The 16,018-nt window shown below is 36.1% G+C and carries 11 protein-coding genes, 1 tRNA gene, 1 pseudogene and 1 riboswitch; of the genes and pseudogenes, 8 read left to right on the forward strand and 5 right to left on the reverse strand.

Going from position 1 to position 16,018, the window contains the following annotated elements; genetic code table 11:
• The first annotated feature begins 154 nt into the window (after nucleotides 1-154).
• Both ACTYBU_RS00180 and ACTYBU_RS00185 read left to right on the forward strand, forming a co-directional pair.
• On the forward strand, nucleotides 155-1,054 hold the full coding sequence (locus ACTYBU_RS00180) for an SH3 domain-containing protein (protein WP_445486443.1): 900 nt from the start codon (nucleotides 155-157) through the stop codon (nucleotides 1,052-1,054).
• Between the two features lie 1,062 nt (nucleotides 1,055-2,116).
• Nucleotides 2,117-4,150 (forward strand): annotated as a pseudogene (locus ACTYBU_RS00185) (GH32 C-terminal domain-containing protein); the annotation flags it as partial.
• Nucleotides 4,151-4,683: 533 nt separating this feature from the next.
• Here ACTYBU_RS00185 and ACTYBU_RS00190 read toward each other — a convergent pair.
• Nucleotides 4,684-5,484, reverse strand: a complete 801-nt coding sequence (locus ACTYBU_RS00190; protein WP_445486444.1) for a formate/nitrite transporter family protein — start codon at nucleotides 5,482-5,484, stop codon at nucleotides 4,684-4,686.
• A 536-nt stretch (nucleotides 5,485-6,020) separates the two neighbouring features.
• Between ACTYBU_RS00190 and ACTYBU_RS00195 the strand changes: the two genes are divergently transcribed.
• Complete coding sequence (locus tag ACTYBU_RS00195; RefSeq protein ID WP_445486445.1) at nucleotides 6,021-7,499, forward strand: MFS transporter; 1,479 nt, start codon at nucleotides 6,021-6,023, stop codon at nucleotides 7,497-7,499.
• 50 nt (nucleotides 7,500-7,549) lie between these two features.
• On the opposite strand, the gene ACTYBU_RS00200 is transcribed toward ACTYBU_RS00195, so the two are convergent.
• The 3 genes from ACTYBU_RS00200 to ACTYBU_RS00210 are packed head-to-tail and all read right to left on the reverse strand — an operon-like array spanning nucleotide 7,550 to nucleotide 10,058.
• Nucleotides 7,550-8,212 carry a methionine ABC transporter permease gene (locus ACTYBU_RS00200; protein WP_445486446.1) on the reverse strand — a complete coding sequence of 221 codons (663 nt, stop codon included), beginning with the start codon at nucleotides 8,210-8,212 and terminating at the stop codon, nucleotides 7,550-7,552.
• Nucleotide 8,213: 1 nt separating this feature from the next.
• Complete coding sequence (locus ACTYBU_RS00205) at nucleotides 8,214-9,227, reverse strand: methionine ABC transporter ATP-binding protein (protein ID WP_445486447.1); 1,014 nt, start codon at nucleotides 9,225-9,227, stop codon at nucleotides 8,214-8,216.
• Nucleotides 9,228-9,239: 12 nt separating this feature from the next.
• A complete protein-coding gene (locus ACTYBU_RS00210) occupies nucleotides 9,240-10,058 on the reverse strand; it encodes a MetQ/NlpA family ABC transporter substrate-binding protein (protein ID WP_445486448.1) in 819 nt (272 codons plus the stop codon).
• 102 nt (nucleotides 10,059-10,160) lie between these two features.
• Nucleotides 10,161-10,266, reverse strand: a riboswitch (SAM riboswitch).
• A gap of 595 nt (nucleotides 10,267-10,861) precedes the next feature.
• Here ACTYBU_RS00210 and ACTYBU_RS00215 point away from each other — a divergent pair.
• Nucleotides 10,862-10,935 (forward strand) — tRNA-Gly (locus tag ACTYBU_RS00215).
• A gap of 151 nt (nucleotides 10,936-11,086) precedes the next feature.
• Here ACTYBU_RS00215 and ACTYBU_RS00220 read toward each other — a convergent pair.
• Nucleotides 11,087-11,752 (reverse strand): B3/B4 domain-containing protein, encoded by a 666-nt coding sequence (locus ACTYBU_RS00220; RefSeq protein ID WP_445486449.1) that lies wholly within the window; start codon nucleotides 11,750-11,752, stop codon nucleotides 11,087-11,089.
• Between the two features lie 256 nt (nucleotides 11,753-12,008).
• Between ACTYBU_RS00220 and queG the strand changes: the two genes are divergently transcribed.
• The 4 genes from queG (at nucleotide 12,009) to nfsA (ending at nucleotide 15,658) form a co-directional block, all read left to right on the forward strand.
• Entirely contained in the window at nucleotides 12,009-13,139 is a 1,131-nt protein-coding gene (queG, locus tag ACTYBU_RS00225; RefSeq protein ID WP_445486450.1) for a tRNA epoxyqueuosine(34) reductase QueG, read from the forward strand.
• Between the two features lie 222 nt (nucleotides 13,140-13,361).
• Nucleotides 13,362-14,237, forward strand: a complete 876-nt coding sequence (locus ACTYBU_RS00230) for an amidase domain-containing protein (protein ID WP_445486859.1) — start codon at nucleotides 13,362-13,364, stop codon at nucleotides 14,235-14,237.
• Between the two features lie 87 nt (nucleotides 14,238-14,324).
• Nucleotides 14,325-14,801, forward strand: coding sequence for a tRNA (uridine(34)/cytosine(34)/5-carboxymethylaminomethyluridine(34)-2'-O)-methyltransferase TrmL (trmL, locus tag ACTYBU_RS00235; protein ID WP_445486451.1), 477 nt, complete (start codon nucleotides 14,325-14,327; stop codon nucleotides 14,799-14,801).
• Nucleotides 14,802-14,908: 107 nt separating this feature from the next.
• Nucleotides 14,909-15,658, forward strand: a complete 750-nt coding sequence (gene nfsA, locus ACTYBU_RS00240; RefSeq protein WP_445486452.1) for an oxygen-insensitive NADPH nitroreductase — start codon at nucleotides 14,909-14,911, stop codon at nucleotides 15,656-15,658.
• The last annotated feature ends 360 nt before the right edge of the window (nucleotides 15,659-16,018 follow it).

Below are 16,018 nucleotides of genomic sequence, written 5' to 3' on the forward strand. Positions count from 1 at the left end.
TAAAGAAGTGCAGTATGAAGCATTAATGGAAATTCTGGAAAATACATAATTTAATAGAAAAAAAAGAGGATGCAAAGGATAAAAAGAAATATTCTGCTGTTTGGAAAAAAGCTTAAGGAAAAAATACATATTTCAAAGGAAAAGCGGAGGAGCTATGAGAACAAAATCACTCGTTATATTTTTAACCGTTATGGTTGCTTTTTTTCTAGCATCACCTAGCAAATCAGGTGTTATGGCGCAGGAAACGGTGCTATTTAAAGGGGAAACAACAGCAAGTTATTTAAATGTCAGAAAGGCTCCAGGCACCCAATCTAAAATAATTGGATCATTAAAAAAAGGATCCAAAGTAGAGATAGTGAAGGATGGCAGCTGGTTTAAGATAAAATATAAAACAACTTATGGTTACGTTTCGGCTAAATATGTGAAAAAAGTAAGTGTGCTGACATCAAAAGCGGAAAGCGAAAAAGCAGTAAATAAGATGAAGACAGTTGGCAAAAATCAGCAGTTTATTTTAGTAACAACCATTGGGGAAAAGGAAACAAATGCTTTGATTCAAACTTTTTCGAAAGATAATAATGGAAAATGGAAGCGTGTTTTATCTGTAAATGGAATTGTAGGAAAAAAAGGAATACAACAGCAGATTTCGGAAGGCTCACAAAGTACACCGGCTGGTAGATATACGATAACGACAGCATTTGGAAGACAGAAAAATCCGGGAACAAAACTTTCTTATCATCGAATTACAAGTGATGACGTATGGGTGGATAATATAAATTCCAAGTATTATAATACACTGCAGTCGAAGAAGAAAACGGGCGAAAAAAGTGAAGGCATGAATATCCCTCAGTACGATTATGGTTTTGTTATTGACTATAATACAAAAAGAGTAAAAGGGAAGGGCAGCGCGATCTTTTTTCATATTGCAAAAGGAAGCTATACATTAGGATGTACAGCGGTTAGCAATGATAACGTTGTATCGATTTTAAAATGGCTTGATCCTAAAAAGAAACCAGTGATTATCCAAACAGTTGAATCGGACATAAGCAAATACTGAATGAACATGAAAAGGTTTGTCAAATCAGCAGCAGATACGCTGATTTGGCAACCTTTTCTTAAAAGATAAGAAGTATAAGTTTTCTGAAGTCTGACAAGTGTCTAGCTCCAGCACCCTATCGACTTCAACACTTCCCTCACCTCGTCTACGATAAGTCAACATCGAATCACTACGTTCTTCGTGTTTCCTTTATCTCACTCGATTCAGTCCAGCTTATTCTGTCGATGAGCAAGGGCGCTTGCGCTTTTTTTCTTAATGTAAAAAATCGGGCTCTCCTTGTTTCAAAAGAATGTTCAAATATTTTCATCGAATTAACGATGGTCATATTTATATAAAATTTGTTCTTTCGATATTGAAGTAAGTAAAAAGATTGGTTTGCTGACTCCTGGTAAGATAAAAATGCATTTTATCAGCATACTTGTTGGCAGTGATAAATGTCGCAGTAAATATTTTTGTAGGCGGAGAGAGAATTATTATGATATTAGAAAAATAACCTTTCCTATTATATCCATGAAAAGAACTATTCGCAATTACATCACGTGAATTCATGATTTATAGTGATTCATTGTGAAAATAAAAAGAAAAAAAGAGCAAAAATAAAATTGCTTTTTTTTTACAAAAATGTAGGAAGAATTACTAGGATACAAAGTATGATAGCGTTTTCATAACAAATGTTATAAACTATGATTGTATCTATGCAGAGTAAATAAATTATTCTTATAAAACATCTCCAGTATTCAGATGTTGAGAGAGTAGTTGGTTTTTTAAGTTTAAAGAAGGGAGTGGTGCAATTAGCAAAAGTTTTATGAAATTCGTGATGTCCATTACTTGAAAAAATAAGAATTCATCATTTAAATGAAAGAATTTATCCATTTAATTAGCATTTTTCTCTTTGTGGTGCATTACTAGTCTCCGTATGAACAAAATACTTAAATGGGACTATTACTGCCGTCGGCAAACATAAAGATACGATGCTGGTTGCTCATTTATTATATAAAAAATAAGCTCGAAAAGAGTTTATCGAGCTGTTTTCTCCTTTATAAAAATGAAAGAGGGAATAAAATGAAAAAGAAATCGATCGTAATCAGCATATTGTTTCTTTTCATTATTTTGCTGCCAATGGCTTCTCCTGCAAGGGCCGCTGATACAGATTATTATAATGAAGAATACCGTCCTCAATATCATTTTACACCAGAAGCGAATTGGATGAATGATCCGAATGGAATGGTGTACTATGCAGGAGAATATCATTTATTTTATCAATACCACCCCTATGGTTTGCAATGGGGACCAATGCATTGGGGGCATGCAGTCAGCAAGGATCTTGTCCACTGGGAACAGCTTCCTATAGCATTGGCTCCAGATGATAATGGAACCATTTTTTCTGGAAGCGCTGTAGTAGACTGGAATAATACGAGTGGTTTTCAAACAGGAACAGAAAAGCCATTAGTAGCCATGTATACACAAGATAAAAATGGAACCCAAGTTCAGAGTATAGCTTATAGCAATGATAAAGGCAGGACTTGGACGAAATATTCTGAAAATCCGGTTATTCCCAACCCGGGGCTAAGTGATTTCCGAGATCCAAAGGTTTTTTGGCATGAAGATTCACAAAAATGGGTGATGGTTCTTGCCGCAGGTGACAGAATAAAAATCTATACATCTACCAATTTAAAACAATGGACATTTGCAAGCGATTTTGGGCAAGGACAGGGAAGCCATGGAGGAGTATGGGAATGTCCGGACTTATTCCAGCTACCCGTCGATGGAAGTTCGACTCAAAAGAAATGGGTGCTGCAAATCAGCTTAGGCAATGGAGCTGCTGCTGGAGGATCCGGCATGCAATATTTTGTAGGTACCTTCAATGGAACGACTTTTGTAAATGATAATGATGCCAGCAAGGTGTTATGGACAGATTATGGAAAAGACTTCTATGCTGCTGTTTCTTGGTCTGATATTCCAGCTTCTGATGGTCGGAGAATCTGGCTGGGCTGGATGAGCAACTGGCAATACGCCAACGATGTTCCTACAAGCCCTTGGAGAAGCGCCATGACGATTCCTAGAACGTTGGAGCTTAAGACGCTTTCTGAAGGAATTAGGCTGGTTCAAACACCAGTAACGGAGCTGCAATCGATTCGAGGAGCCGTAAATACATGGACAAATAAAACGATAACTCCTACAAGTAGCAATTTACTGACAGGTGTTACAGGAGACGCAGTGGAGATTAATGCAGAGTTTGATGTAAGCGGATCCACTGCGACGGAATTCGGATTTAATGTCCGCAAGGGAGGCAGCCAATACACAAAAATAGCTTATGATAAAAATACAGCACAGCTGTCCATTGACCGGACTAATTCTGGCAATGTAAGCTTTAATCCGACTTTTACAGGGAAGCATAATGCGACGATGCAGCCTGTTAACGGCAAAATAAAGCTTCGCATCTTTGTAGACCGTTCTTCCGTTGAAGTGTTTGGAAATGACGGCCAAAAAGTGCTGACAGATATTATCCTTCCAAACCTGTCCAGCAAGGACTTGGAGGTATACGCTGTAAATGGGAGTGCGAAAATCAATTCTTTAACTGTACACAAATTAAATAAAGTGTGGGGAACGACTCCATTTCAGTCTAATTTAACTGGCTGGACTACGGTTAATGGATTATGGGCAGATACGATAGAGGGAAAACAAGGACGATCCGATGGAGATTCCTTTATCATATCTTCAAAAACAGGCACGAACTTTACGTATGAATCGGATATAACAGTGAAAGACGGCAATGGAAAAGGTGCTGGCGCCCTTGTATTCCGCTCCAGTGATGATGCAAAAAACAGCTACCTTGCAAATGTTGACGCAAAAAACGATGTCGTCAAATTCTTTAAATTTGTAAACGGGACAGCAACCGTGTTAGCTGAATATCCAACTACGTTAGATGTAAATAAAAAGTATCATTTAAAAGTAGTGGTAGTTGGAGATAACTTTAAAATCTATTTAGATGACCGTTTAGTTATTGATAAAAATGATACGTCTTTCCAATCAGGAAAATTTGGATTGAATGTCTGGGATGCTACTGCTGTATTCCAGAACACACGACAAAAAAACTCTACATTGGAATTAACGAATCATGATTTTGAAAGCGGCAATTTGGACGGTTGGACGATCGTTGCTGGAAATGCGTTTAGCAATGGAGATGCAGCCTCGGATACTACTTTCTGGGGAGGACCATTTAATCAAAACGGAACATTTCATCTTTGGGGTTTTAAAGATGGAGGAGATGATCAAACAGGAACATTAAAATCTCAAAATTTTATTTTAGGTGATGATGGAAAAATTGATCTTTTGGTTGCTGGAGGAAATGATATCAGCAAATTATATGTTGCATTAGTCAGAGCTTCTGATGGCAAGGAGATTTTTAAAGAGACTGGAGCCAATACAGAAACCTATGCAAGAAAATATTGGGATGCTGCTGCCTATATTGGAACAGAATGTTATATAAAAGTCGTGGACAATGGGTTGGGAAGCTGGGGGCATATTAACCTCGATGATGTTAATGTTCCTGTTCAAAGCTTAAAATAATCAGTAAAAAAAGGAGATCTTAACTGCTTAGGCAGATAGGATTCTCCTTTTTTTTCTTATTACTTTTTGTTTTCTTCTTCCTCTAAATCCATAAAAGGTTTATTAATGAAGTAATACATCACACCCATAAAAAATACGCCGCCGATTAAATTCCCAAGTGTAACAGGAATGATATTTCGTATAACGCTGACAAAGTTAATAGCTGGATCCTGATCCAGTACTAAAGCAATTGCGAAGGTACACATATTGGCAATACTGTGCTCATAACCAGAGATGAAAAAGCAGAAGACAAACAGTACCATGGCAAATAATTTTGGTCCGTCGCCCTTTAAGGTCATTGGAATAAAGAAGGCTAAACAGACTAGCCAGTTACAAAGAATGGCACGGAAAAACAGTTCAGAAATTGGTGCATGCACTTTATGTTCTGCCACATATAATAAAAAGCCGTTCACATCCGGTGAATTAAATAATCCGGTCAAATAAATTAAAAGGGCAAAGCAGACAGCACCTAAAATATTGCCGATATAACTTGTCCCCCAAACTTTAACCACTTCTGACCACCTTATTTTTTTTCGGAGTGCGGCGTAAGTGAAATAAAAAGTATTTCCTGTAAATAAATCTCCTCCGCCATATGCAATAAGAATGATAGCTGCTCCAAAAACGATGGCTGCCATTGGATAGGCCATTGGAGATTGTACCATATAAAAGAAATTTCCAGTTTTAAATGCAACAATTACACCGAAACCAATAAACATACTAGCAACCATAGATCGAAGTATAGAGCGGAGACGGCTTTGTTTATAAATTTTCAGCTTTTTTAACGCCAAAGCTTCTACTTCTGTTAAATATTTTACTTCCAAAATGATACCTCCTGAACTAAAGACTGATTGCACCAGTGTTATGATTGCGCAAAAATTTGCTAAAGGGTGATAAAAGCTGCAATCCGTATTATTAGAATAAATTATGTCTTATATAGTGTACAAAATCTGTATGAATTTAGCTATGTAATTTTTAAAAAACAAGTTGTGATTATGTCTAATTTATGTCTGTATATTCATACAAAAATGAAAAAGAGAAGCGCATAATTAGAAACGATGTACTATTCCTTATACTTTCCAGTTTTAAATAAAATTATTTTACTGCGTGGAGGGGTGGAATTGTAAGAAAATATGCATAATTTTATGCAAGAATTTTCTGATAAATTAAACGATTTAATTTTTTATTCTAAAGATATGGAACGTATAAAGCTGTGATATAGCAAGGAATTTTCAGCTGGAAATTAACAAATAATTTTTAATGTTATATTTTCTTACAAATGTATAGACTTTATAATTATTCAATCTTACAATGTAAGTAAGTACTTTTTTGTCTAAAAAAGGGAGTGGAGCGCTTCATGATGTCAGTATATCGTATCTCGATGCTTGTCAAGGATCAGCCGGGAGTGTTAGCACGTATATCCAATTTATTTGTCACGCACAAAGTAAATATAGAACAAATTACAACAAAAAAATACAAAAAAGAAGAAATTTCAAGGATTCGAATTGCAAGCTGTGCTGAGGAAGGACAAGTGCAAAATCTTGTTATCGGCCTACAGGAACTAATGGAAGTGATGGAGGTGGATACAGCACAGCGATCCGCCTTTCAGCAAAAGCTAATCCATAAAGCAGATGCTATACAAGAACTTAGAGATAAGAAAACACTAAGTAAAAAAGTATCCTTTTGGCTCGTCGCATGCAGTTTATTTCTTACACTGTTTGGAACAAATATCCCAGCTTCTCTTTATACGCTGTATCGCCAAGAATGGGGCCTTTCATCTGGCATGATAACATTAGTATTTGCTTTTTATGCCTTTACCGTTATCCCAGCTATTGTTGTTGCGGGACAGTTGTCTGATCAGATAGGAAGAAAAAAAGTTCTTATTCCTGGGATCTTCTTTGCTATTATAGGCACTGCGTGTTTTACGATGGCAAACGGAGTAGGAATGCTGCTTATAGGAAGATTATTTCAAGGGCTATCTGTTGGAGTTTTAAACGGTGTTGCAGTTGCTGCACTCACGGAGTTGGATGAAAGGAGAAATAAAAAGAAAACGGCATTAATTTGTGCGTTGGCTGTAACCTTGGGAAATGCAATTGGACCGATTGTTTCAGGAGTATTAGGAGATTTTGCTCCATTTCCAACAAGGTTGTCTTATTATGTTCATTTACTTTTTATACTCCCATGTTTTGTTGGACTATTCTTTTTAAATGAAAATGTCCGCCCAGGGTTACGTCCAGTTCAATTGAAAAAACCTTATGTTCCAAAATCAATTATGAAACCATTTTTATTAGCAACAGGTACTTCTTTTTTAGCATGGTCTATTATCAGCATGTTTATGTCGGTTATCCCATCGAATTTATCAAGTTTTACAAATATAAGCAGCTTAACAATATCAGGAGTGGTTGTCGCTTTAGGACTTATTGCTGCAGCAGTTAATCAAATACTTGTTAAACAATTGTCGTTAAAAACAATGATCAGCATTGGATATATTTTATTATCAATAGGCCTTATTTTATTAGTGATAACATTAAGCACAAAATCACTGATTTTACTGTTGCTGTCAGCCATTTTAATAGGAGCAGGAAATGGTCCTGCATATGCTGGAAGTCTTGCTTTATTAAATGAGGCGGCACCTAATCATATCAAAGGAAATATTATATCGACCTTTTTTGTTTTTACTTATTTAGGTGTTAGTATTCCCGTCATTTGTCTAGGATTTTTATCTCAAATAATAGGGGTTGCAGCTGCAGTTAATTGTTATGTTTCACTGCTTGGAGTAATGATAATGTTCATTGTGATCTATGGAATAAAAGAGCAAAAAAATATTTTTACCAATTAATGAAAAGTATTTCTATCAAAAAAGGATGTCCCCTGGGACATCCTTTTTCATTAATTCTTATTCAATTTACGTGCCAGCACATTTCCAAATGACTGAATGCATTGAACAATAATTACTAGAATAAGAATAGTTGTATACATAACAATAGGCTCAAAACGTAAGTGACCATATTGATAAGCCACATCTCCTAATCCACCAGCACCGACTAATCCAGCCATTGCAGTGGCACCGATTAATCCGATTGTTGCGATAGTAAGACCAAGTACGATGGAGGAGCGTGCTTCTCTTATTAGTACACTCCAAATAATTTTGAATGTCGATATACCCATTGATTGATAAGCCTCAATTACACCACGGTCTACTCCAAGGATAGAAGATTCCATCAATCTTGCTATATAAGGTGCAGTATACACAACAAGAGGGACAATAACCCCTTCTACACCAATGGTTGTACCCGCTACAAGCTTTGTAAAAGGAAGAATAAAGAACAATAAAATAATAAAAGGAATCGAACGAATAACATTTATTATGGTGTTCATAATCGTATAAAAAACAACATTTTCAGCTTGCCCGCCTTTACGAGTCAATACAAGTAGAACACCTAAAGGCAAGCCAATAACAATAGAGATTAAAAGGGATATGCTTGTCATTTGTACTGTTTGCCAAAATGCCTCTTGAATGACTTCTCCCCAATTTTCCCAGAATGTACCCATATTATTGATTCACCTCTTCTACTAAAATATTTTTCTCGTTAAGGAAGTTAATAGATTTTTCTACTTCCGATGCTTCTCCATCGATATGAACAATTAATTTGCCGACTGATTGATCTTTTAATTGATCAATACCACCTGCAAGAATACTTGGAAGTACATCAAATTGTTTTGCTAATAAAGCTAAAAAAGGATCTTTTGATGATTCGCCGATAAAAGTTAAAGAAACAATCTTTCCGCTTTTTGGCAATTTATCTACAAAATGATTAGGTACTTTAATTCCTGCTTCACCATATACAAATTGTTTTGTCCGCAAGTGTTTTGGATTGGAGAAAATATCGAGAACTTTTCCTTCTTCTACAATTTCTCCATTTTGCATGACAGCTACACGATCACATATACGTTGGATTACATCTAATTCATGGGTGATTAAAAAGATAGTGATGCCAAGTTCTTTATTTACTTGAAGCAATAAATCAAGAATGGATTCCGTTGTATTTGGATCAAGTGCACTTGTTGCTTCATCACTTAATAAGATTTCTGGTTCATGCGCCAATGCCCGTGCAATTGCCACTCTTTGTTTTTGACCGCCTGATAATTGTCCTGGATATACATGATGCTTTTCACTTAACCCGACAATGTTTAAATATTTTTCTACTCTTGTTATTATTTCTTCTTTAGGCACACCTTCTAGTCTAAGCGGAATCGCAATGTTTTCATAAACAGTTGCGGTTTTTAACAAGTTGTACCCTTGGAAAATCATCCCGATTTTTTGGCGTACTTTTTGCAGCTCTTTTTTATTAATGGATGTGATATCCACATCATTAATAAGAACCTTTCCACTAGTTGGTCTTTCTAATAAATTGACACAGCGGATCAATGTACTTTTTCCAGCACCGCTGTATCCAATAACTCCAACAATTTCACCCTTTTGAATCGTAAGGGAAACGTCTTTCAACGCTTCCACTTTTTTCTTTCCAACATTAAATGTTTTTGATACATGCTGTAGACTTATCATGCTAGAACCTCCTTACCAGCTTGGAACAATAGATCCGTTAAATGTTTCTTGAATAAATTGTTTTACTTCGTCATTTTGGTAATATTCTTTTAATTTTTTAACTACTTCATCGTTTTTATTAGCATCACGAACTACTAAGTAATTAGAGTATGGGTTGTTTTCTGCTTCTTCATGGAAGATTGCATCCTTTTTAATCGTTAAACCTGCTCCCATTGCGAAGTTTGTATTGATTGCAGCTGCTGCAACTTCTCCTAATTGGGAAGGAAGCTGTGCAGAATCCAATTCTAAAATTTCCAGATTCAATTTATTTTCCACAACATCTCTTTTTGTTGCTTTTTCGCCAGTGCCTTCTTTTAATTTAATTAAACCAGCAGCTTCAAAAAGTTTAAGTGCGCGGTACTCGTTGCTTGGATCATTTGGAACAGCAATTTTATCGCCTTTTTTAATCTCGTCTAAACTTTTAACAGATTTAGAATAAATGCCCATTGGGAATGTTAGAGTTTTAAATACTTCACTAATCTTATAATCTTTATCGGCTTTTACGGCATCTAAAAACTGTTTTGTTTGGTAGCTGTTGATGTCAAGATCACCATCTGCTAATGCTGTATTTGGTGTATTGTAGTCGTTGAATACTTTAATTTTAATAGTAAGACCATCTTTTTTTGCAACTTCTGCTACTTTCTGCATTACTTGCTCATGAGGTCCACCTGTAACACCAACTTCTATTTCTTTTGTACTAAGTGCTTTTGAAGAATCTTTATCTTTTCCACAAGCTGCTAATACTAAAACGAATGATAATAATAATGCAAATAATGTAAATAATTTTTTCACTTTTGTTTCCCCCTTAATAGTAACTTATTTTAGTAGTCTTTTAAACCTATACGAAAAACCCCTTCTCCAGGAAGAGAAGCGGTACTTTTTAGTAAGTAACTTCTCTTATCTTTACAAAACATATTTGTTTTGTAGGAATTAGCACCAGAATTTATCATTTGGTTGCCGGGTTTCATAGGGCCTGTCCCTCCGCCGCTCTGGATAAGAATTAATTTGTATAAAGTTTAAGTTCAAACGATTAGTTAAAATATATATTTCTTATAAAAAAAAGTCAATGGTTTTTTCAGGAAAGTAAGAGGTGGAAAATAATTGCTTATTCAATATAGGGGGATGGATTAGTCTGTATTTTTCTTGAATGAGCGGAATGGGTAAGATGCGTTTCTATTTGTCCAGTCAAATCGTTAGAAAATTAAAATGGAGTAGCTAACATAAATTTCCTCTTAATATAATGGCTCTGTTAAATTTCAGTGTTGATTTATAATGGTCAGGAAATTCAATTGCTTTCCGCGGACGAACTGGCAAGCCCTCCTCGGTCGTACCTCCCTGCGGGGTCTTTCCAGCCCGTTTTTCCACAGAAGTCTCGCAAATTTCCTTCCAAAATCAACATTAACGTTTAACAGAGCCTATATAATAGTAAATGTTTTTAAAAGACAAGATTAGTTAATTGCGAAAAGTAAAAATAGCAAAATAAAAAGAAAAGTTTTTGTCATTCAAAAGAAAAAAATGTCGAAAAGTAGTTGCATTTTTAATATAACGGATATATAATAAAAAACGTGCTAAAAAAACAAGAAAAAATTAAATATGCGGGTGTAGTTTAATGGTAAAACCTCAGCCTTCCAAGCTGATGTCGTGGGTTCGATTCCCATCACCCGCTCCATACATAATTGGTCACAACGCAGTGTTTCGGTTCAACTAAAGAACGAAGCATTGCGTTTTTTATTGTGCCTAATTATGAATTTTTTTACTTCTTCTTCTGCTTCGCAGTTTTTATTTGCTGAAACTTTTTAAAGCAGAAGTTTTAGAAGCAATTAGTTAATAATTTGAAATTCGCCTTCTCCACCATGAACTTGTATAAACATATTCATTAACGACTCAACCATTTTATTGGCAGTTTCGATTGAAGTGGAAGGCTGTAAATATACGATTTGTACGGCATTTTTTGTCTCGAATGTAACTGGTGCGCGGTTAGAGTCGACAAAGGGGCTTCCGAATGGACCACTGTTATCTTCACTGATAATCAAATGTTCAATAGAATTAATTCTTCCGTTTAAGCCGGTGTATTGTTCCTCGTCTTTCCCAATGCGGATGTTTAGATTGCCGGAAAGATTGGCACAATCATAAATACCGATTGGTACACCAAATTGAAGGGAAAAGAAATTATTAAGGTCGATGCTGCTGTTTATTGGCTGCAGATAATTTTGTTTTTTAACCCGTCTAAATAGTGCTTCTGCCGAGTGGCGGTATCTGTTTGGATCTTTTCCTGTCGCCTTGAAAATTTGGCGCCACTCTTTAATAGAAGGAATATCGTTCACATTAGCATTTTCTAAATCAAAATAAGTCGATTCTTGAAAAAGCTGCAGGCGGCCTTTAATCATTTGTGGGGAAGGAATTACTTCGATGTTTTTATAAATTATTTGCCCGATTTTAAAATCTGGAATAACGCTTTTAAGCTCTTTATCAATCGAAATATACACTGTATGTACCTCCAAAATTATTATGTTATAGATGATGAAGTTTCTATAAGTCTTATTTTATCCCATTCTTAACGCGCAGTAAAACCCCCACCTCGGGGATGCTGAGAAATCGAGGAAGCAAGGTGGGGGATAACTGCCCGTAAAGATCCGATAAGTTTAACTAACCATAAGTGGGGGATGAACAAAACCCCCACTTATGGAAGATTCACTTTATCTTATTTAATTTTCAAATCCAATGTATAAGGAGGGGAATTCCGTGAACTATGATCAGTTAAAGCAGGATATTATTCAATACAGCCGAACGATTGGAATCGATAAAATTGGCTTTACGAATGCTAGTACTTTTGAGGAAATGAAAATACGATTAATTCAACAACAAGAATTAAATTATCAATCTGGTTTTGAAGAAAAGGATATTGAAAAACGTGTCAATCCATCCCTCCTGTTGGAAAAACCAAAATCTATTATTTCCATTGCCTTAGCATACCCATCAAAAATGAAGGAAAGAGTGGTAAGCAAAAAAGGAGAGAGAAGAGGGATTTTTTGCCGGGCATCATGGGGAACGGATTATCACGTTGTGTTAAGAGACAGGCTGCAGAAGCTGGAAAAATATATTATGGAAAGAGTTCCCGATGCACGTTGTAAATCAATGGTAGATACAGGTGAACTGGTAGACAGGGCAGTGGCTCAAAGAGCAGGCATTGGCTGGTCAGGTAAAAACTGTGCCATTATTACACCTGAATTTGGTTCTTACGTTTATTTAGGAGAAATGATAACTAATCTTCCGCTAACTCCCGATGCACCAATGGAAGATCAATGCGGAACCTGTAATAAATGTGTGGAAGTTTGTCCAACAGGAGCTTTAATACAAGGGGGACAATTAAATGCACAACGCTGTATTGCGTTTCAAACACAAACAAAAGGTTTCCTTGCAGAAGAATTTAGAGAAAAATTAGGAAACCGTATATATGGCTGTGATACATGCCAAACTGTTTGTCCAAAAAATAAGGGCATGGATTTTCATTTGCATGAAGAAATGGAGCCTGATCCAGAGATTGCCAAGCCTCTGCTTTTACCTTTATTGCAAATCAGCAACAGGGAATTTAAAGAAAAGTATGGACATATTTCAGGTTCTTGGCGTGGAAAAAAACCAATACAACGAAATGCCCTCATTGCACTTGCACATTTTAAAGAAGAACGTGCAGTGGACGATATAATAGAGGTAATGAATAAAGATCCAAGACCTGTCATTAGAGGAACGGCAGCATGGGCATTAGGGAAAATAGGCGGACAATCAGCAAAAGAGGCATTGGAAAACAGCAAGATAAGAGAAACAGATGATGAAGTCCAACAGGAAATAACGAATGCAATAGAAAGATTATCCTAAGGGATGACTATGATAAAAACACTTGGAAAGAAGGACAAGCGCTCCTTCTTTTTTTTGTGAAGAAAAGCGAGGTTTTTACATATCTATAGTAAGAGAAAGTATTGGTGGAAATAAGGGGGATGGCGAGAAAAAGGGATGCGACGGCGAGAAAAGGGGTGCGGCGGCAAATAAGCGGTCGCCTCAGCCGAAAAAAGCAGCATGTTGGTGGAAGGAGTGAATGAATTGAAACAGCAGCTACTCGAATTACTTCAAAAAAGAATGGAGCAATATGTCTCTTCCAAAAGAACTCCTACAACAGATGATAAAATAGCGAGGAAACAGACTTTATGTCAAAAGAGAAATGCAGACATTTTAAAGGTCAAAGCAAAAGGCAACATTACCTCAGTAAGAAAACTGTTTGAAACAGATGAAGTGTTTTATCAAACCCATTTACAATATCTTATAAAACAAAAGGAATCCTTTTATATGGAAGAAGAAATAGAACGAAGAAAAGCGGTTTTTTATAAAGAGATACTTATTGAAGATAAAGAAATGCCTGTTCCTTTTCTGGACGAAGTAGTTCCTTTTCTAGATAATTTTGAAATAGAAGCCGATCACAAAAGGGAAAGAAATTATACGTATAATCGATTAAAAGCTGTTCAGTATGCAGAAAAATGGTGGAATAGCTACAACCCTGCTTATAAAACATTTGAGGTAGATTGCACCAATTATATTTCACAATGTGTGCGTGCCGGCGGGGCGCCAATGCGGGGATATCCAAATCGAAATAACGGCTGGTGGATGCAAAACAATAATTGGAGCTACAGCTGGGCAGTGGCAAACGCATTTCCGAAATATTTGGCCACGTCGACAAGAGGCTTTAGAGCAAAGCAAGTAGCAAATGCATCAGACCTGCTGCTAGGGGATGTCATCTGCTATGATTTTCAAGGAGATGGAAAATTTGATCATACAACCATTGTAACCGCTAAAGACGAAAACGGAGAGCCGCTTGTTAATGCTCATACATATAATAGCAGAAATAGGTATTGGGCATATGAAGACTCGACTGCATATACACCGAATATTAAATATAAGTTTTTTTCCATAATAGATGGTTAAAAGAGGAATTCAATTAATACATTATTGTTTTCGGCAAACAAAGTGTATAATAGTCACTGAAAGCAATTATATAGAGGTGACATAGTTTTGGCAGTACATATTGTATTATATCAACCACAAATCCCATCTAACACTGGAAATATTGCAAGAACATGTGCAGCAACAGATACCAGTCTTCATTTAATCCGACCTTTAGGGTTTTCAACAGATGATAAAATGTTAAAACGTGCCGGTCTTGATTACTGGGAATTCGTAGATATTCATTATTATGATTCAATCGAAGACTTTTTCACAGAAAATGAAGGAGGAGAATTTTTCTTTTTAACTAAATTTGGAAAGAAAACATATTCATCCTTTGATTACAGTGATAAAGAGAAAGATTACTATTTTATTTTTGGAAGAGAAACAACTGGTCTTCCAGAAGAAATTAGAGAGGCAAATAAAGACCGGGCATTACGCATTCCGATGAATAATAATGTTCGTTCACTGAACCTTTCCAATACTGCCGCAATTCTTGTATATGAAGCATTGCGCCAACAAGATTATAGGGACTTATTGAAATAAACCATCTGTAGGGATGGTTTTTTCCATTTTTAAAGCGAAATACTAAACTAATATTTATATTTTGACTATAATGTGGGTAGATCAATATAATAAGAGGAGTGTACAAAATGAATGAAGTCATAAAAACTTTGTTGGAACATCGATCCGTTCGCAAATTCAAAGAAAAAGAATTAACCAAAGATCAAGTGAAACAAATAGTAGAATCAGCTCAAAGTGCATCTACTTCTAGCTTTATTCAGGCATACAGCATCATTGGGGTGACAGATAAAGAGAAGAAGGCAAAACTTGCTGAATTAGCAGGCAATCAATCCTATGTGGAAAATAACGGCCATTTATTTATCTTTTGTGCAGACTTTTACCGTCATCAAGTAGCAGCGGAGATGGAAGAAAAAGATGTTTCAGCAACGTTGGAAACAACCGAAAAATTTATGGTTACCGTAATTGATGCTTCACTTGCAGCACAAAATGCAAGTATAGCTGCAGAATCAATGGGTCTAGGCATATGCTATATTGGGGGATTGCGGAATAATTTGCCGGAAGTATGCAACCTTTTAAAAACCCCTGAACGTGTTATTCCACTATTTGCTCTTGTTGTCGGATATCCAGATCAGCAGACTGAGAAAAAGCCAAGAATACCATTTGAACATATTTACCATGAAAATGAGTACGAGCAAGATGCTGCAGCATATAAAAAAGAACTTGATGTATATAATGAGACGATTTCCGCTTATTATAAAGAAAGAACAGGAGATGCACGACAGGATACATGGACTGCCCAAATGGCAGGAATGTTAGAAAAAAAATCCCGTTTATATATGAATGAGTTTGTGAAAAGCAAAAAAATGAATTTGGATTAAATGGAGAAAGCAGGGGAAGTCCCTGCTTTTTTTTTGAGGATCGCTCTTAAGAACAAACTTGAGTGTTTTTTTAGAAAAAAGGTAAAAGAAAAGGTCCCCTTATGGACCCAACTGGAAGTAAACCCAATAAAAGGTAAAAGGAAAGCCCCCTGAAGACTCCAACTACAGTTAAAACCAAAAATATGGTCTTTGAAAGATCCCTTTAAGCCCCCCGACTACAGCCAAATATAAGAATAGGTTTATGAGCAGTGTTTTTAAGGCCAAAACCTGATTTTCTTCAAAAAACAGTCCATGAACCTCACTCTCAAGGACAAAGGTACTTTTTCTATTGCCGCATATATACCATTCATCGGATTTCGA

Source organism: Niallia sp. 03133 (genome assembly GCF_052663225.1).

Excerpts from the sequence above, each read along its gene's own strand:
- ACTYBU_RS00195 (WP_445486445.1), top strand. The coding sequence starts at position 6,021 with ATGTCAGTATATCGTATCTCGATGCTTGTCAAGGATCAGCCGGGAGTG.
- ACTYBU_RS00205 (WP_445486447.1), bottom strand. The coding sequence starts at position 9,227 with ATGATAAGTCTACAGCATGTATCAAAAACATTTAATGTTGGAAAGAAA.
- ACTYBU_RS00200 (WP_445486446.1), bottom strand. The coding sequence starts at position 8,212 with ATGGGTACATTCTGGGAAAATTGGGGAGAAGTCATTCAAGAGGCATTT.
- ACTYBU_RS00180 (WP_445486443.1), top strand. The coding sequence starts at position 155 with ATGAGAACAAAATCACTCGTTATATTTTTAACCGTTATGGTTGCTTTT.
- nfsA (WP_445486452.1), top strand. The coding sequence starts at position 14,909 with ATGAATGAAGTCATAAAAACTTTGTTGGAACATCGATCCGTTCGCAAA.